Source organism: Magnetococcus marinus MC-1 (genome assembly GCF_000014865.1).
Taxonomy (GTDB): Bacteria; Pseudomonadota; Magnetococcia; order Magnetococcales; family Magnetococcaceae; genus Magnetococcus; species Magnetococcus marinus.
In genome coordinates this window covers 1,265,997-1,282,319 of sequence record NC_008576.1, presented here as the reverse complement: position 1 = coordinate 1,282,319, position 16,323 = coordinate 1,265,997, and the positions used below count along the sequence as shown (strand labels likewise).

Genomic DNA, 16,323 nt, shown 5'->3' with positions numbered 1-16,323 from the left:
TTATAGAATTCGCACGCCAACAGTGATAGATGTTGTGCTGACGGTAAGAATCGCAGGCACCCACCTAGCCCGATCTATCTGAACTTTTTCCCAAGTCTCTTGGCCTTTTTTCAATCTCTGCCTGCATCGCCCTTAGAGCCGAACCACGCAAAAAGTGAGCGTAGAGTAGTATTGGTAAAGTCGATTTTGCTGGACGCTCTGGGTTGATTTCAGGAAAATAATGGGACACCGCTACGGTCGATAGGTGTGCGTCGTAGCAAACCCCAGATTTTGCCCACATAGCCATCGGGCCTCAGCAAAATGCGTGTTCTTTGAAAATCCAGAATCCTGAAGCGCTCTGAGATAACGCTAGAGCAGCCTTGAACGTCAAGAATCCCGTGAAGACGCACAGTAAATCGGATAGTATTAGAGGGGTTTCAGGCATAAGAGATGGAAGGGGATATCCGTGGGGGATCATGACAGCAGCTATAAGCAGCTTTTCAGCCATGCGGATATGGTGCGTGATCTGCTGTTGGGATTTGTAGAAGATGAGTGGGTAGAACAACTGGATTTTGCCAGCCTTGAGAAGGTGAGCGGCAGCTATATCACAGATGATCTTCGTAATCGTGAGGACGATGTAATCTGGCGTGTGCGCTGGGGTCATGAATGGCTGTACCTCTATCTATTGATTGAGTTTCAATCAACCGTAGACTGGATGATGGCGGTTAGGATGAACGCCTATGTGATGCTGCTGTACCAAGATTTGGTGAAATCTGGTCAGGTAAAACGAGGGGCATTGTTACCACCGGTCTTACCGATGGTGCTTTATAACGGCAAAAAAAACTGGACAGCGGCTATTGATGTCAGTGATATGGTGGCTTCTGTCCCGGCTGGCCTAGAGCGGTTCCGGCCTCATATGCGCTACTTGCTTATTGATGAAGTGAGATATGAGGATGCTACCCTAGCTGAAATGAAGAATCTTGTTGCAGCCCTGTTCCGCCTGGAAAAAAGTCAATCGCCGACGGATATAAGGGCGGTTTTAAAAAGTCTGATTGAATGGTTAAAGGCCCCTGAACAATTAAGCCTAAGGCGGGCTTTTACCGTGATGCTAGGCAGGGTACTGTTGCCCAGAAAGGTGCCGGGCCAGACAATACCAGAGTTAAACAATTTGCAGGAGGTTGATGCGATGCTCGCCGAGACTGTGCTGGAATGGACCAAAGAGTGGCAAGCTCAAGGTATGCAAAAAGGGCTTCAAGAGGGACGTCAAGAGGGACGTCAAGAGGGACGTCAAGAGGGACGTCAAGAAGGGCTTCAAGAAGGGCTTCAAAAGGGGCGTCAGGAAGAGGCGGCATCCATGCTGCTCCGACTTTTGTCACGCCGTTTTGGTCCATTACCCGAAGGGATTTCTGCTAAAGTCATGACGGCAAAGGTGGAAGAGATCGAGAACTGGGGAGATAACATTTTCGATGCAAAAACGTTGGGTGACGTGTTTGAATAAAACTCCCTATTTTTCTAAATCTTGACACGCAAACAAGTCCCACCTTTTTCTTCGTTTGTGCGGGGGAGGGATGGACCCCTGACAACAAACCCTTCTTCAAAGCGGTTTTTGTCAGGGGGGGCTCGCTGAGGATTTAAATAATAAATATTTTTTAATCTGAAGCATTCATCCCTATTTATGGACATTAAAAAGACAGAGTCTTGTCAACAAGCAACTATGCTACATACGGTTAACGTGTTATTTCAGACAAACTCAATCCATGCTGCCCCTCTGACAAACGATAAAGCGATAAGATGAAAAAGTGTCATGCAGGACGACCTCTTTCCCCTACGGCTTGAAAGCATTTTTGATCTAGACCACAAACCGACCCCTCTTGCCAACCGCTGCTGGGGATGGCTTGTGTGACAACAACGCGCATGCGATCGCTCAACGTGGTTTAGGCGCAATTGACACGTCCGCAAACACAGGTAAATAAACGCACCATTAACGGTTAAAGAGACGGTTCATGGTGAGCGTGCCTCTGCCCGCTTGATAAACGGCTTGAGCCAAAAAGAGCTCACCACAGGCGATGGCATCCATTAAGGCATCGTGGGCCGCATAGCGAGGTAGATTATAGCGGGTTCGCGCCGTAAACAGGCGCAGAGCGCCAGGCTCGTAGGTGCCGCTGCGACGATCCATAATCTGCCGCTCGATCACCAAAGTATCCACTGCGGGAATAAGTGGCATCTCACCATAAAGCCTTTGACAGGCTTTGCGTATAAAATTCAACTCAATGGGACAATGATGGGCCAGTAAAACATGCCCCTTCAACGCCTTGAGCACCCGGGGCAGCACCACAGACAATGGTTCACCATAGGCCTCGGCATGATCGTCGGTAATGCCATGCACCACCGCCGATGCATGGGAAATGGCCCCCTCCGGCTGCACCAAATAGTGGGCACACCCGCTAAGCACCACACGACCATTGTATACCGGCACAAAACCGACACTCAAAATCTCACTCTTGTTAGGATCCAGCCCCGTGGTCTCCAGATCCAACGCCAGAAATTTTACATCCCGATAGTCGGTCTTGGCATCCACAATGGGGACCGATAGATAATCCCGCACCAACTCATGTTGCGAAGCAGCCCACAACCGCTGGCGACGCCACTCCATAATGGCACGTTTAAAAAACATCGCTTACCCCCACCCCACACTCTGAGTCAGCCCTTTAACCCCATTGCGCACAGCCCAAAATCCCTACTGTGCGCAACACACCCATGGCCCAGCACCCTGTGATACTTAACCGAAGCGCCCCACCTGAAAGCGTTGACCCAAAGCAGCCTGCATGGTCTTGACCACCGAAAAGGCGTCTTTTAAATGGCTGCGGTCAAACTGTGTCAACGCTTCAGGGGGCATAAAATTATCCGCCTTTTTGCCCTGCTTGATCAATTTTGCCTGATGCCGCAAACGCACCGTGTTAATAAAACGCATGGCATCAATCAGGTCCGTAGAGCCCTCTTTGCTCACTGCACCGCCATCCATCGCCATCTTCAGCCGTTCAATGGTATCCACCGCTGTTACCCCAGCATCCAGCGCGTAAACACGGGCTAGATCCACAATGGGCACCACCCCTGTGTGTTTTAGATCAAAGGTATCCTTGTGCTCCTTATCCCGCACCAGCACAAAATTGCGGAAAAATCCCAACGGCGGCGTGTGCGAAAGCGCGTTAAAGGCCATGAACGCCAAAAAGATATTATTGCCCCTGGTCTTGCTCAACATATGCTGCTGCACTTGGGTAAACAGCGCCTCATGCCCGGCCACAAAGCGTATATCAAAAAACACACTGGCTAACATTAAAGCCTTGGGATCGGGCTCCTCGGTCCACTTGCTAAAGTAGCGCAGCCACTTTGATACCGGCTGGCGCCACTCACGGTTGCTGGCCATCACATCCCCTGGGCAGAGATAGTAACCACAGCGATCCAACGCATCACGCATGAAAATCGCCAGTTGTTCAAAATAGGCGCCATGCTCTGCTTCCACATAATCATCGGACAAAATCAACGCATTATCCTGGTCCGAATGCGCCGTCTGTTCGTAACGCGCCTGAGAGCCCCCCACCATCCAAGCATAAGGGACCGGCGACGGCCCCAATTTTTGATGCGCCAACTCCAACAAACGACGATGGATCGCATCGGTAACAGAGGTGATCATTTTACCGATCAAATGGCTATCCACACCGCTTTCAATATGGTTAACCAAAATGTTAGGAATGCGCTCCGACGCCGTCGCAAGCACCTCCACATCCTCCGCCTTGCGCACAATACCCATCAACTGCACCGCCGAGGCCGGCTGGTTGCGCACCAGATCGGTATTGGTAATCATGCCCACCAACTTACCTGCTTTGGTCACAGGAATATGGTGAATATGGGTGCGCATCATCATCAACTGCGCCTCACTTACCGAGGCCGCACTTTCAATGGTGGAAGGATTGGCCGTCATAATATCGGCAACTGGCCGAGCGGTGTCCAACCCGGCCACAATCACCCGTTTACGCAAATCTCGGTCGGTAATAATGCCAATAAGCTGTTCCTGTTCATCCACAATCAACAGCGACGAAACCTGAATCTCCGTCATTTTGGCCGCCGCTTCACGAATGCTCATGTGCGCCGTACCGGTAATGGGTGAGCGGGCCATCACATCTTCGATCGCCTGGATAATAATGGGGGTTTTGCTCTGCACCTCATGAGAATCCCGCACCTGAATGGCACTGCGCAGACGCTGTGCCCCCATGGGGTCAAAGTAATAAGAAAAGTGCGAATGGTTGTCACAGAGCTGGCGAAATAGATCGAAGGGCATAAGGTAGATCAGGCTATCTTCTGTGGCCACATTGGCGTTTTGCACCTTGCCCCCATTCATCAACGAACCCACCCCAAACACATCCCCCTCATCCAGGTGTGCCAGCAGTTGGTTATTGGGATCCCGTGTCTCCACCGCACCGGTGCGTATAATGTGCAGATAGTTATTGTGGTTCCCTGGCGTCAATACCGCTGTATTACGGCGTACATAACGTATCTCTAGCTGACTGGGAATGGTATCCATCACCTCTTTTGGCAACTGATCAAAAGGGTGACGTTGGGTGAGAAAATCCCTGATTTGTAAAAGCTCAATATCCATAACAGGCCAGCCCTTGCTGAATGTTTAACCCCACCCCAAACAGGGTGTCAAAAAGGAGGTGCTTGCCCTCAAGCGCAGATCCCCAGCGCTTTTTGCCCACCCCCACCCCTGATTAGGGGGTGTGCCGCAAGCCCAGGGGCTGAGAGGCCAAGACCGATGCTCATCTCTAAAAAAATGACGGGTTTTATAAAAAAACCCCGCCCAGGCGGGCGGGGTTTCTTCATGCACCACCAGCGCGAGGGCTTAGTGATGGGTCGCCGAACCCGCACCCTTAGGAATGCGGATATCTTCGACCATGTGTTGAATCGCCTCTGGCGGAGCCTTGGTGATCCGGGAGATGGTGAAGGCGGTTGCAAAGTTCAGCAACATACCCACAGAGCCAATTCCCTCAGGAGAGATACCAAACAACCAATACTCTTTGGTGTTGGCAATGGCGATGGGATCAATGAAGATGCCCTTGAAGTAGATGATGTAGCCCATGGTAAACATCAGGCCCACCAACATACCCGCAATCGCCCCTTCACGGTTCATACGGGTGCTAAAGATACCCATAATGATGACCGGGAACAGGGATGATGCCGCCAAACCGAAGGCAAAGGCCACCACCTGCGCCACGAAAGCAGGAGGATGGTAGCCCAAATAACCAGCCACCAACACCGCCACCGCAGCGGCAATACGACCTGCCAATAGTTCGTTTTTCTCGGAGATACCCGGTGCAAAGGTACCCTTGAGCAAGTCATGGGAGATACTGGCCGAAATCACCAGTAACAGACCCGCAGCGGTGGAGAGTGCCGCAGCAATACCACCGGCTGCCACCAAAGCGATGACCCAGTTGGGCAGTTGCGCAATTTCTGGGTTAGCCAGCACCATAATGTCGCGGTCAACATAGATCTCGTTGGCGAAATTTTTGGTGCCCTTTTGAACAGGCTTGGGATTGGGGTTGGTGACCACACGCTCACCATGGGCACCCCGTGCGGTGTCACTAAAGGCAGGCTTGCCAGCCAGGGCATTACCACCCGCATACTGCAATTTACCGTCGCCATTGTGGTCATACCAAGCGATCAGACCCGAGGTCTCCCAGGTTTTAAACCAGTTGGGCATTTCGGTATATTTGGTGCCTGTGCCATCTTTACCATTAACGGTGTTAACCAGGTTCATCATGGAGAGGGCACCCACCGCAGGCGCGGTGGTGTAGAGCAGGGCAATAAAGATCAAGGCCCAACCGGCTGATTTACGCGCATCCCGCACTTTAGGCACGGTGAAGAAGCGCACAATCACGTGGGGCAGACCCGCCGTACCCACCATCAACGCCAGGGTGATGGCAAACACGTCAATGCGCTCTTTGCTGTTAAAGGGTTCGGTATAACTAGAAATACCGATATCCACCAAAACCTTGTCCAAGGTTTGCAGCAGATAGCCAGAACCGTCCAGCATCTCGGAACCCAAAGCGATCTGCGGCAGAGGATTGCCGGTGAACTGGATGGCAATAAACACCGCCGGTACCGTGTAAGCCACAATCAACACACAATACTGAGCTACCTGGGTGTAGGTAACACCCTTCATCCCCCCCAACACGGCGTAGGAGAAGACGATCCCCATACCCACCACCATGCCCCAGAAAATGTCCATCTCCAAAAAGCGGGAGAAGACAATACCCACGCCGCGCATCTGGCCGGCCACGTAGGTAAAGGAGATAAAGATAAGGCAGATCACCGCCACCACCCGCGCGGTTGACGAGTAGTAACGATCCCCAATGAACTCGGGCACCGTAAACTTACCAAACTTGCGCAGGTAGGGGGCCAGCAGCAGGGCCAACAGCACATAGCCGCCGGTCCAACCCATAAGGTACATACCCCCTTCATAGCCCATAAAGGCGATCAAGCCCGCCATGGAGATGAAGGAGGCCGCGCTCATCCAGTCCGCCGCAGTGGCCATGCCGTTGGCGATGGGATGAACACCACCACCCGCGACATAAAACTCACCGGTGGAGCTGGCTTTAGACCAAATCGCAATGCCGATATACAGAGCAAACGACAGGCCAACAAACAGGTAGATTAACAGTTGCAGTTCCATATTGTCTTAATCCTCTCGATCACTCTTCAGAGACGCCGTGCTCTTTATCCAGAGCATTCATTCTGACCACATAGACAAAAATCAGAATCACGAAGGAGTAGATGGCACCTTGTTGAGCAAACCAGAACCCCAGAGGATAACCACCAAGCGAGATGTTGTTCAACACATCCACCAGCAGGATACCAAACCCATAGGAGACAACAAACCACACCACCAAAAGGCTCAACAGCAGGCGCACATTGGCCTGCCAGTAAGCTGTATTATCCGTCTTTCCACTCATACCGTTCTCCCTCATGCTCAAAATTGGCCGTGCGCAAACACCCCACGCCAATAGATTCAGGGGCCGTCCATGGTGCGACCCAACCAAAAAACACACTGCTACCAGGCACAGATTTCACTTAAACGTATATCTGTTGATGGATATTCACAGCACTTATCCGATGGATGATTGATTATTCATACTGCATTCCGCCACCCACTGCCAAGCTTTTTTCCAGAAGCTTTCTATATTTTATTGATAGTTTTACCCATCACTTTTAACTTTTCAATGTATAGTCATATCTACTTATTTTATATGGATATTTTTTTATTCTCTACATGCATTCACAGCAATAGCTAACATTCATGCAATCTATAATGACGTTCTATTTCCTACATATCGTGACATTGATTTCATGAATGGCGTGAATAAACATAATAAAACTTCCTTTTTCTACAACAGCAAACGCTTATATAAGAAGGATTTCCAATACAACCCCATCTTTATTATCCATGCCCCTTTAATTGCCAGCCTCTACTTGCAATCAGATAATCATATATATAATAAAGAATATGTATACCTGCGATGGTGTTACCAACCTCGTTGCGTCTGTAGCAACGTCTACCACGCTACTTAGCCACGCATCGCCGGTTTTTTTATCCCGCAGGAGGGCCTTTCTACAAACACCGCTTTTCTCGCTTGGGCTCCCCTACCCGCTTCTCCTTAACGGCGCTCAAACAGGCGCTCCAGATCCGCCAAACTCAACCGAACATGGGTAGGCCGACCATGGTTACACTGCCCCGTGTGGGGGGTGCGCTCCATCTCCCGCAACAGGGCGTTCATCTCTTCACGGGTAAGCGCCCGCCCCGATCGCACCGAACCATGACAGGCCATGCTGGCCAATACCGCATCCTGGGCTTCGCTCAAAGCGCTCTCCTGACCCACCTGCTCCAACTGCTCCACCACATCCCGCACCAACGGTGCGATCTGGCCCCGCGCCAATAGGGCGGGTACCTCACGAATGACAAAGGCGTTCTGCCCAAAGGGCTCCACAGCAATCCCCAACTGCTGCAAAGTCGAGCGCCAATGGCTCATACGTTCGGCCTCCACCTCGCTTAGTTGCAGCACCTCGGGCATCAACAACATCTGGGTCTCGACCTTCTCCTTACGGGCCCAGGCCCCTTTCATGCGCTCATAGACAATCCGCTCATGGGCTGCATGCTGGTCAATTAACACCATGCCCTGCTCACTCTGCGCCACAATGTACAGATTGTGCAACTGGGCCACCGCCTGCCCCAAGGGGCCATGATCCATAGCAGCCTCATGGTGAGGTGCTGTCGGGCGGGGTTGACCCGGGGCGGGGCTGTAGCTATCCCGGCTCTGCAAAGGCAAGGCCCCCTGCCGCTGAGGGGACCAGTTGGCCACCGCTGCGGCACGGGGCACCCCTTCACCCGCAGGCGGATAGCTGGGCCGCCAACGCTCCGGTTGGCTCACCGCCGCCGGCAACTGCACAGGCTCCGCCAGCCGCTGCTTGCCCAAATCCGCGCCATACTCCGGTGGCTCCTCGGCACTCTGCAATGGGGCTTCGCTGGCTTGATAACACCGCGCCCCCATACCGTGCAGCACCTCGGCTAAGGTGCGTCTAAGCAGGCCATAGACACTCTGCCCATGGCGAAAACGTACCTCGGCCTTGGCGGGATGCACATTGACATCCACCTCTTCTGGGTCCACCTGCACAAACAGCGCGGTCAACGGAAAACGCTCCCTGGGCATCAGATCCCGATAGGCCTCGCGCACCGCCGCCGTCACCACCTTATCCCGCACCCAACGGCCATTCACAAACAGATGCATCGCCGAGGCCGAGCCCCGATTAAGGGTCGGCAGCCCCACCCAACCACGCACCCGCATCTGCGCATCGCCGCTGTTAATCTCCATACAGTTGGGAATAAACTCGGCCCCCAGCACCGCCCCCAAACGCTCCACATAGGCGCTCTCGTCGGCCACCGCGCGATAGTGTTGCACCTCCTTACCATTGAGGCTCAGCTTAAACCCAACATGGGGGTAGGCAATGGCAAAGCGTTGCATCAACTCCATAATTTGATTGGCTTCCGTACGATCTGCCTTGAGGAATTTTAACCGCGCCGGAGTATTAAAAAAGAGATTGCGTACCGTTACCCGCGTCCCCACCGGCATCGCCAACCGCTTGGACGCCTGCCGAGCCCCCCCCATAACCGTGAGTGCCACCCCATCGGCGTTTTCTTCAATGCGGGTAGCCAACTCCAACTGGGCCACCGATCCCACCGATGGCAGCGCCTCACCCCGAAAACCCAGGGTGGCAATGCGAAACAGATCCTCAGCGGTATGAATTTTAGAGGTCGCATGCCGGGTCAAGGCCAAACTGGCCTCATCCTCGGACATACCATGGCCATTATCCACCACCTGCATCAACCGCTTGCCGCCCTGCTCAGCCTTAACCTCAATCAGGCTGGCACCGGCATCAATACTGTTCTCCACCAGCTCTTTGATCACCGAAGCGGGGCGCTCCACCACCTCACCGGCGGCGATCTGGTTGGCGAGGGTTTCTGGCAACTGCTGCACACGGGGACGGCTAACAGGGCTCATGACAGGTCATCTCAGCGGGCCACAAAGGCACAATAGTGGGTTACGGGGCATCCCTGGCATTGGGGTTTGGCGCTACAGTGTTGTTTGCTATGTTGCACAATTAACGCATGAAATTCCCCCAAAACAGGGGCACTGTGGGGCAGCAGCGCATGGACCGCCTGCTGCACGGTCTCATAGGGCCAAGGCTGATCCAACCAGCCCAACCGTTGAAACAACCGCTGGGTGTAACGATCCACCACAAACCAGGGCTGCCCGGCCTCGTAACAACAGATGCAATCTGCCGTCTCTGGGCCGATACCATGCACCGTCAACAGGGTAGCGCGCAGGGCCGCCCCCTCCTGCTCAAACAGCCGTTGCGGGCTATCTTGATATTGGCCCATAAACTGAGCCAACGCTTTGAGTTTTTTTGTTTTTTGACGAAAATATCCGGCACCCTGAATCCGCTCGTGAATCGACTCATCGGGTGCCGAGCGCAAGGCGGCGGGGCTATCCAGCGCGGCCAACTGGAGCGCTCGCACCGCCCCATGGGCGGCGCTCCAACTGGTATTTTGCACCAGCAACGCCCCCAACATCATCTCAAAATGGCTCTGGGCGGGCCACCAGTGTTGCGGCCCATAGTGCTGCAACAGATGGCTGTAGAGGGTTGGCAAGGGCCAACTGCGGGCCTGCATCAAACAAGATGCCTGCCCCGCCGTGCTCATGCCTCATCGTCCTGGCCGCCCCCCCGCTCTGGAATCGCCTGAGCGCTCTCCCCTGGGATTGGCCGTTTAGAGATCTTTTGCAGCATGTTCCACTCATCCACCGTCACCGGACGCCACGCGCCGGGTTCCAAGTTCCCCAATGAAATGCCGCCATAGCCCACCCGCAGCAAACGCGCCACCTGTAGCCCAAAATGGTCAAAGATGCGCCGCACCTCGCGGTTACGCCCTTCACGTAGGGTGATGGTATACCAGCTGTTATTGCCCTGCTCCCGCCCCCGGTCCAAAACGATCTCCAAGGGGCCGGTGGGGCCATCTTCCAGCCGCACCCCGACGGTACGGATCTGCTCCAACTGCGACGCCAACAAAATACCATGGGTCTTGACTCGGTAGACGCGTGGCACCTCCCGCGAGGGGTGCATCAAGCCATGGGCCAGTTGGCCGTCACTGGTCAGAATGATCAAGCCTTCGGAGTTGATGTCTAAACGCCCCACCGTAATCAACCGGCTACTGCCGTGATTTTCAATAAGGTCAAAGATGGTGCGACGCCCCTGGGGATCGCTGCGGGTGCAGATAATGCTCTTGGGTTTGTGCAGAATAATGGCGGTATCGCGGCTACGCTGAGGCGTCACCAATTGACCATCCACCGCTACCCGGTCACGCTTGGCAACCTTAACCCCCAGCTCCGTCACCACCTCGCCATTGATGGAAACCCGCCCCTCTTGAATCCACACCTCGCCCTCACGACGGGAGCAGAGCCCCTGCTCGGCCAACCATTTTTGCAGTCGTGGGGCTTCGCCAATCACCCGCGGCGAGCCCGCCGCCCGCACCGTGCCCGCCGCGCGGGGTGCAACATTGCGGCTTTTGGCGGTGGTGGAGCCCTTACCTTTGTGTACAGCCCCACCGCTGCTCCGTTTGGGACCCCCCGTATTGGTGGCACAGCTCCCTGTGCTGCAACTGACCACACGTTTTTTACGGCGGCTTTTAGCCTGGCTCATAATGGTTTCCTAACACCCTAACAGAAACGAAAACTTCATTTTTTATGCAAACGTAGAGCAACCACCCACCCTAGCGAAAGCGGTGGGTATCCAACGGCAGGCCGATCGCCTGTTGCACCTTACGCATCACCCCTTCGGCACGGGCGCGGGCCTTCTCTGCCCCCTGCGCCAACACCTCTTGCAGATAGGCACGGTCGCCACGAATCTCGGCATAGCGGGTGCGGATAGGCTCCAACACCGCGACCACCGCCTCGGCGGTCTCAACTTTGAGTTTACCATACATATGGTGATCAAAGTGGGCCAATGCCGCCTCCATGCTCATACCGGTCAAGGCGGTATAGATATTCAGCAAATTGGCCACACCGGGCTGATTGACCTCATCAAAGCGGATGGTGGCCTCATTATCGGTGACCGCTTTTTTAAATTTTTTCACGATGCGGGCAGAGTCGTCCAGCATCATCACTTTCGCCAGATCCGACTCCGCACTCTTGGACATTTTTTTGGTGGGCTCTTGCAGATCCTTAACCCGTGCCCCGCCACGAGGGATCATCGGTTCTGGCACCACCAGCACATCCCCATAGAGCCCATTAAAGCGCATGGCAATGTCCCGCGACAGCTCCAGGTGCTGCTTTTGATCCTCGCCCACCGGCACCCGTTGGGTGCCATACAGCAGAATATCCGCCGCCATCAATACGGGATAGGTGAACAGACCGGCATTAATATTATTTTTATGCCGCTGGGACTTATCCTTAAACTGGGTCATGCGCTCCAGCTCACCCATTTGGGTATAGGTATTGAGCAGCCACGCCAGCTCGGAATGGGCCGGCACATGGCTCTGCACAAAAATGGTGCTCTGGCTGGGATCAATCCCACAGGCCAGATAGAGGGCCGCCAAACTGTAGATGGAGTCGGCCAGCTCTTCGGGGTCTTGCCGCACCGTCAGGGCGTGCAGATCCACCACACAAAAGATACAGTCGTGGTCGGCTTGGAGCGCGATCCACTGGCGCAGCGCCCCCAGATAGTTACCCAAGGTCAATTGACCGGTGGGTTGGGCCCCGCTGAACACGACTGGCAGATGGGATTGGGACACAAAAACTCTCCTTACAACACGTCTTTAAAAAATCGTTCACACCCCTCACCACGCGGTGAGAAAAAATCCTGAACCGCCACCGCGAGCCCCCCGCTACGCCATGCTGTCCTTTGCCACCGGTCGGATTAAACGCCCGTCCTCGTATTAGATCAAGCCGGTCATGCTGGCCACGGCGTGGGTCACCATCGCCATCATGGGCCCCAAAATCTGCCCCAACAGGCCGGTGAAAGCCAAACCCATGACAATCACAATCCCCCAGCGCTCCATACCGGCCCAGTAGCGATCCCAGGGATGTGGTAGCACAGCCACAGCAATGCGCCCGCCATCCAAAGGCGGCATGGGCAGCAGATTGAACACAGCCAAAATGACGTTCATCTTGAGCATGGCCAGCAACATCAAGGCGACTGGAGTGGCAAAAAATTCGGGCAAAAAACCCACGCCGTGCAACAGTAGCGCCGCCACCACCGCCAAAATCAGATTCATCAATGGCCCCGCAATGGCGACCCAAAACATAGCCACCCGCAAAGAGCCCCTAAAATTGCGCGGATTAACCGGCACCGGTTTGGCCCCGCCAAACGCAAAGGGCTGACCCATGGTGACCATAGAAAAAATCAGTATCCCAATGGGTACCACAATGGTCCAGATAAGATCAATATGCACCAAAGGGTTAAGACTTAACCGCCCCATCATGGCGGCTGTGTGGTCGCCAAAACGGCTGGCTGCGTAGCCGTGGGCCCACTCATGCAGGGTGATCGCCAGCAACACCCCCGGGGCCCAAATGATGATATTTTGCATAAGGGTTGCCAAATCAGGCATAACCTAGGCCTCTCTCGCTTGCGGCTTCTCCAACAGCAGCCCGATATGGGCAATCAACGGCTCCAGATCCAGGGGCTTTTGCATAAAACGGGGTGAACCGGGCAGATTCCGCACCCCGCTCTCTACCTCATCATCCGCGCTGATGGCAATCACCGGCAGTGCTTTAAGATGCGGCGTTTGCTGCATCCACGCAAACAGCGGGGCACAACGCTCCACCCCACCACCAATATTGATTAATAACAGATCCACCTCGCCTTGTTGCAGTTGCGCCTGAGCGACCTCCAGATCACGCACCGCATCCAGACGCAAATGTTCATAACGGCGCATCAACACCGACATCAATTGCAGATCCACCGGGTTGCTTTCCACATAGAGCACCACTTGGCGCACCGACACAGGCTCCACCAGCGAGGCGTGTGGCTTGGTTGGAGAACAGATCCCACTGTTGGGTAGCTGGAACCAAAAACGGCTGCCTTGCCCCTCCTGACTCTCCAAACCCAACGTGCCCCCCATGGCTTCGACCAACCGCTTAACGATGGAAAGACCGATGCCGGTCCCCTCAATGGTGCCATCTTCCACCAAACGGTGAAACGGCTCAAAAATATCCCCCTGCTTTAAGGCGGCAATGCCAATGCCCGTATCCCGCACCTCAATGCGGGCACGCCCCGCCTCTGCCAAACGACAGCTTATCTCCACCTCGCCCCCTTCGCGGTTGTATTTTACCCCGTTGGTGGCAAGATTGATCAAAATCTGCTTTAACCGCGTGCGATCTGCCTGCACATCACACCGCTCACACACGCCCTCGCCCATACCATGATAGAGGCGAATACCCTTGCGGTTCGCCATGGGCGTGACCAACGCCACCGCCTCGCGAATCACCTCTTGCACATGCACCGGAGCCATTTTAAGGCTGATACGGTTCTCCTCGATCTTGGCCAAATCCAACACATCGTTAATCAGCTCCAGCAGATGCCCACCCGCCTGAATAATTTCACGGGTACACTCTCGCTGGGACTCACTCAAGGGCTCGTTGGGGTCGGACTGCATCACCTGCGCAAAGCCCAGAATGGCGTTCATGGGGGTGCGCAACTCATGGCTCATACTGGAAAGAAAACGGGTCTTGGCCGCACTGGCCCGCTCGGCGACCTCTTTGGCCTGTTTAAGCTCGATCTCCTCCATTTTACGGGCGGTAATATCCCGCACCACCGCCACACACACCGCGCTCTCTTCCAAATGAAAGCTGCTCACGGAGACCCCCAACAACATACGCGAACCGTCCGAGCGGTTGGCGGCCATCTCCCGATAAAGGTTGGCGTGGCTAACATCGCCAGCCCCACCCCCTTCGTGGAGATGGGCATCATTTAAAATGTCGGTTAAAGGGAACTCGGGCAATAACCACTGGATGGTTGGTTGCGGCATGTCGGCCAAGGTATAACCAAAAATACGGGCCGCCGCTGGATTGAGCATCTCAATCTGACCGCTGGCCTCCATCACCACCACCCCTTCATGGGTGTTATCCAAAATCGCCCGCAGACGCTGTTCCGAGGCGCGGTAGCGCTCCTGGGCAGCCTTTTGGGCAGTAACGTCGGTGCGTACCGAAATATATTCCCGAGGCGTACCATCCCCATCCAAAAAGGGCACAATGGTGGCCGAAACCCAATAGGTGGTCCCATTTTTACGCCGGTTTTTAACCTGGCCGTGCCACGTCTGCCCCTGGGTAATGGTCGCCCACATCTCTTGATAAAAGCTGGCAGGGTGCTGGTCCGATTTCAGCATGCGGTGGTTGTTGCCAATCAGTTCATTGGGGGTATAACCACTGGTTTGACAAAATTTTTGGTTTACGAAGGTAATATTGCCATCTTGATCGGTGACACTGACAATGGCGTGTTGGTTAAGCGCGAGCTGCAACTGTTCCAGCTCATGCAGCGCCGAGCGCATATACTCCACCCGGCCCACCGTCTGGCGGCGCTGCCGCACCCGTTCAATCACCGCCCGCACCATCAAACCCGGCTGCACCGGCTTGATCAAAAAGCTCTCGCTCTCCTTGGTTTGGTCCAGTATGCGCCGCCCGGCATTATTTTCGACCATCAGCAAAATCGGCAGATCCGCGTTGCTATCGCTCTGCCGCACCACCGCCGCAATCTCCAAACCATTGGCGTCAGGCATATAGAGATCCAGCAACAGCACCTCGGGCTTAAAACGCTGAATGGCAGGCAGCAGCTCCTCGGCCTCACGGATATAGACGACCTCCATCTCCGCCAGCTCCAGCAACATCTGATAAAAGCGCCCCAAGGGTTCATTATCATCCATAATCAACACCCGCGCCCGCTGGGCGTGGTTATGACGCTGGTGATGGGCAATCAACTGCCGCGCCAACTCGTCCGCAGCGATGGGGCGAGCCCGAAATGCGGTACTCCCCAAACGCACCGCACAGAGACGGTGATCCATATTATCGCTGCCCCCCAATACCAACAGCGGCATGGGCATGGGCTGCTCTTGACAGAGTAAACCGGGAATATCCCCCTCATCCACCCCCGCCGACATCGCCTCCAGATCCACCAACACTGCGGCAGCGGAGGAGCGCACCACCTCATCCCGCATGGCGCGATAGCTGGGCATGGGCACCAGTCGGTAGCCCTTACTCGCTAAAGAGCGGCCCAACTGCTCTAACAAACGTGCATCATGGGAAAAGGCCAACACCGTATGCGAGAGCACCTCCTCCTGCAAAAACAGGCTGTACTCCTTGGGCAGAAAGACCAGCTCTGGCTCGTTTAATTTAAGCTGGGCACTCTCTTGCAAGGCAGCCAGCAGGTCACGCAACTCCTGGCGCATCTGCTGGCTGCTCTGTGGGGGGACATCCTGACGCGCCAATTTTTGTAAAAGATTGCCCGCGTCCTGCGCCAGATCCCGCAAGCCACGGCACTCAAAGGTGGCACAACTGCCCACCACCCCCTGCAAACGCGCATGCCACTGGGCACAGTGCCAACGGCGGTGACGCTTACCTTCGCTGGGTTCTGCCACCAAGCGATCCAAATGGCGGCAGAGCGGCGGAATCTCCGCAAGGAAATCCATGCGCAGGGTTTGAAAACGCTGCGCCAGTTCACGCTCCTGCCGGGAAGGGTGTGACATTATAC

11 protein-coding genes are annotated in these 16,323 nt (G+C 54.8%); 1 reads left to right on the top strand and 10 read right to left on the bottom strand.

Going from position 1 to position 16,323, the window contains the following annotated elements; genetic code table 11:
* Window positions 1–445 precede the first annotated feature (445 nt).
* Window positions 446–1,477: an Rpn family recombination-promoting nuclease/putative transposase gene (locus MMC1_RS05350; RefSeq protein ID WP_011712720.1), complete on the top strand. Its 1,032-nt coding sequence runs from the start codon at window positions 446–448 to the stop codon at window positions 1,475–1,477.
* Window positions 1,478–1,960: 483 nt separating this feature from the next.
* Here the strand turns inward: MMC1_RS05350 and MMC1_RS05345 are convergent, their stop codons facing one another.
* The 10 genes from MMC1_RS05345 to MMC1_RS05300 form a co-directional block, all read right to left on the bottom strand.
* The gene (locus tag MMC1_RS05345) at window positions 1,961–2,653 is read right to left on the bottom strand and encodes an exonuclease domain-containing protein (protein ID WP_011712719.1); all 693 of its coding nucleotides are present in this window, start codon (window positions 2,651–2,653) and stop codon (window positions 1,961–1,963) included.
* A gap of 105 nt (window positions 2,654–2,758) precedes the next feature.
* Window positions 2,759–4,633, bottom strand: a complete 1,875-nt coding sequence (locus MMC1_RS05340) for a putative nucleotidyltransferase substrate binding domain-containing protein (protein ID WP_011712718.1) — start codon at window positions 4,631–4,633, stop codon at window positions 2,759–2,761.
* Window positions 4,634–4,876: 243 nt separating this feature from the next.
* Window positions 4,877–6,706: a sodium:solute symporter family protein gene (locus tag MMC1_RS05335; protein ID WP_011712717.1), complete on the bottom strand. Its 1,830-nt coding sequence runs from the start codon at window positions 6,704–6,706 to the stop codon at window positions 4,877–4,879.
* A gap of 19 nt (window positions 6,707–6,725) precedes the next feature.
* Window positions 6,726–6,986, bottom strand: a complete 261-nt coding sequence (locus tag MMC1_RS05330) for a DUF4212 domain-containing protein (RefSeq protein ID WP_011712716.1) — start codon at window positions 6,984–6,986, stop codon at window positions 6,726–6,728.
* A 702-nt stretch (window positions 6,987–7,688) separates the two neighbouring features.
* Entirely contained in the window at window positions 7,689–9,587 is a 1,899-nt protein-coding gene (gene mutL / locus MMC1_RS05325) for a DNA mismatch repair endonuclease MutL (RefSeq protein WP_011712715.1), read from the bottom strand.
* Between the two features lie 11 nt (window positions 9,588–9,598).
* Entirely contained in the window at window positions 9,599–10,288 is a 690-nt protein-coding gene (locus tag MMC1_RS05320) for an endonuclease III domain-containing protein (RefSeq protein ID WP_011712714.1), read from the bottom strand.
* Window positions 10,285–11,283 carry a pseudouridine synthase gene (locus MMC1_RS05315; protein ID WP_011712713.1) on the bottom strand — a complete coding sequence of 333 codons (999 nt, stop codon included), beginning with the start codon at window positions 11,281–11,283 and terminating at the stop codon, window positions 10,285–10,287. The genes MMC1_RS05320 and MMC1_RS05315 overlap by 4 nt, the downstream gene beginning before the upstream one ends.
* 70 nt (window positions 11,284–11,353) lie before the next feature.
* Complete coding sequence (gene trpS / locus MMC1_RS05310) at window positions 11,354–12,373, bottom strand: tryptophan--tRNA ligase (protein ID WP_011712712.1); 1,020 nt, start codon at window positions 12,371–12,373, stop codon at window positions 11,354–11,356.
* Between the two features lie 144 nt (window positions 12,374–12,517).
* Window positions 12,518–13,189, bottom strand: coding sequence for a site-2 protease family protein (locus tag MMC1_RS05305; protein WP_011712711.1), 672 nt, complete (start codon window positions 13,187–13,189; stop codon window positions 12,518–12,520).
* A gap of 3 nt (window positions 13,190–13,192) precedes the next feature.
* A complete protein-coding gene (locus MMC1_RS05300; protein ID WP_011712710.1) occupies window positions 13,193–16,318 on the bottom strand; it encodes a PAS domain S-box protein in 3,126 nt (1,041 codons plus the stop codon).
* Between the last annotated feature and the right edge of the window lie 5 nt (window positions 16,319–16,323).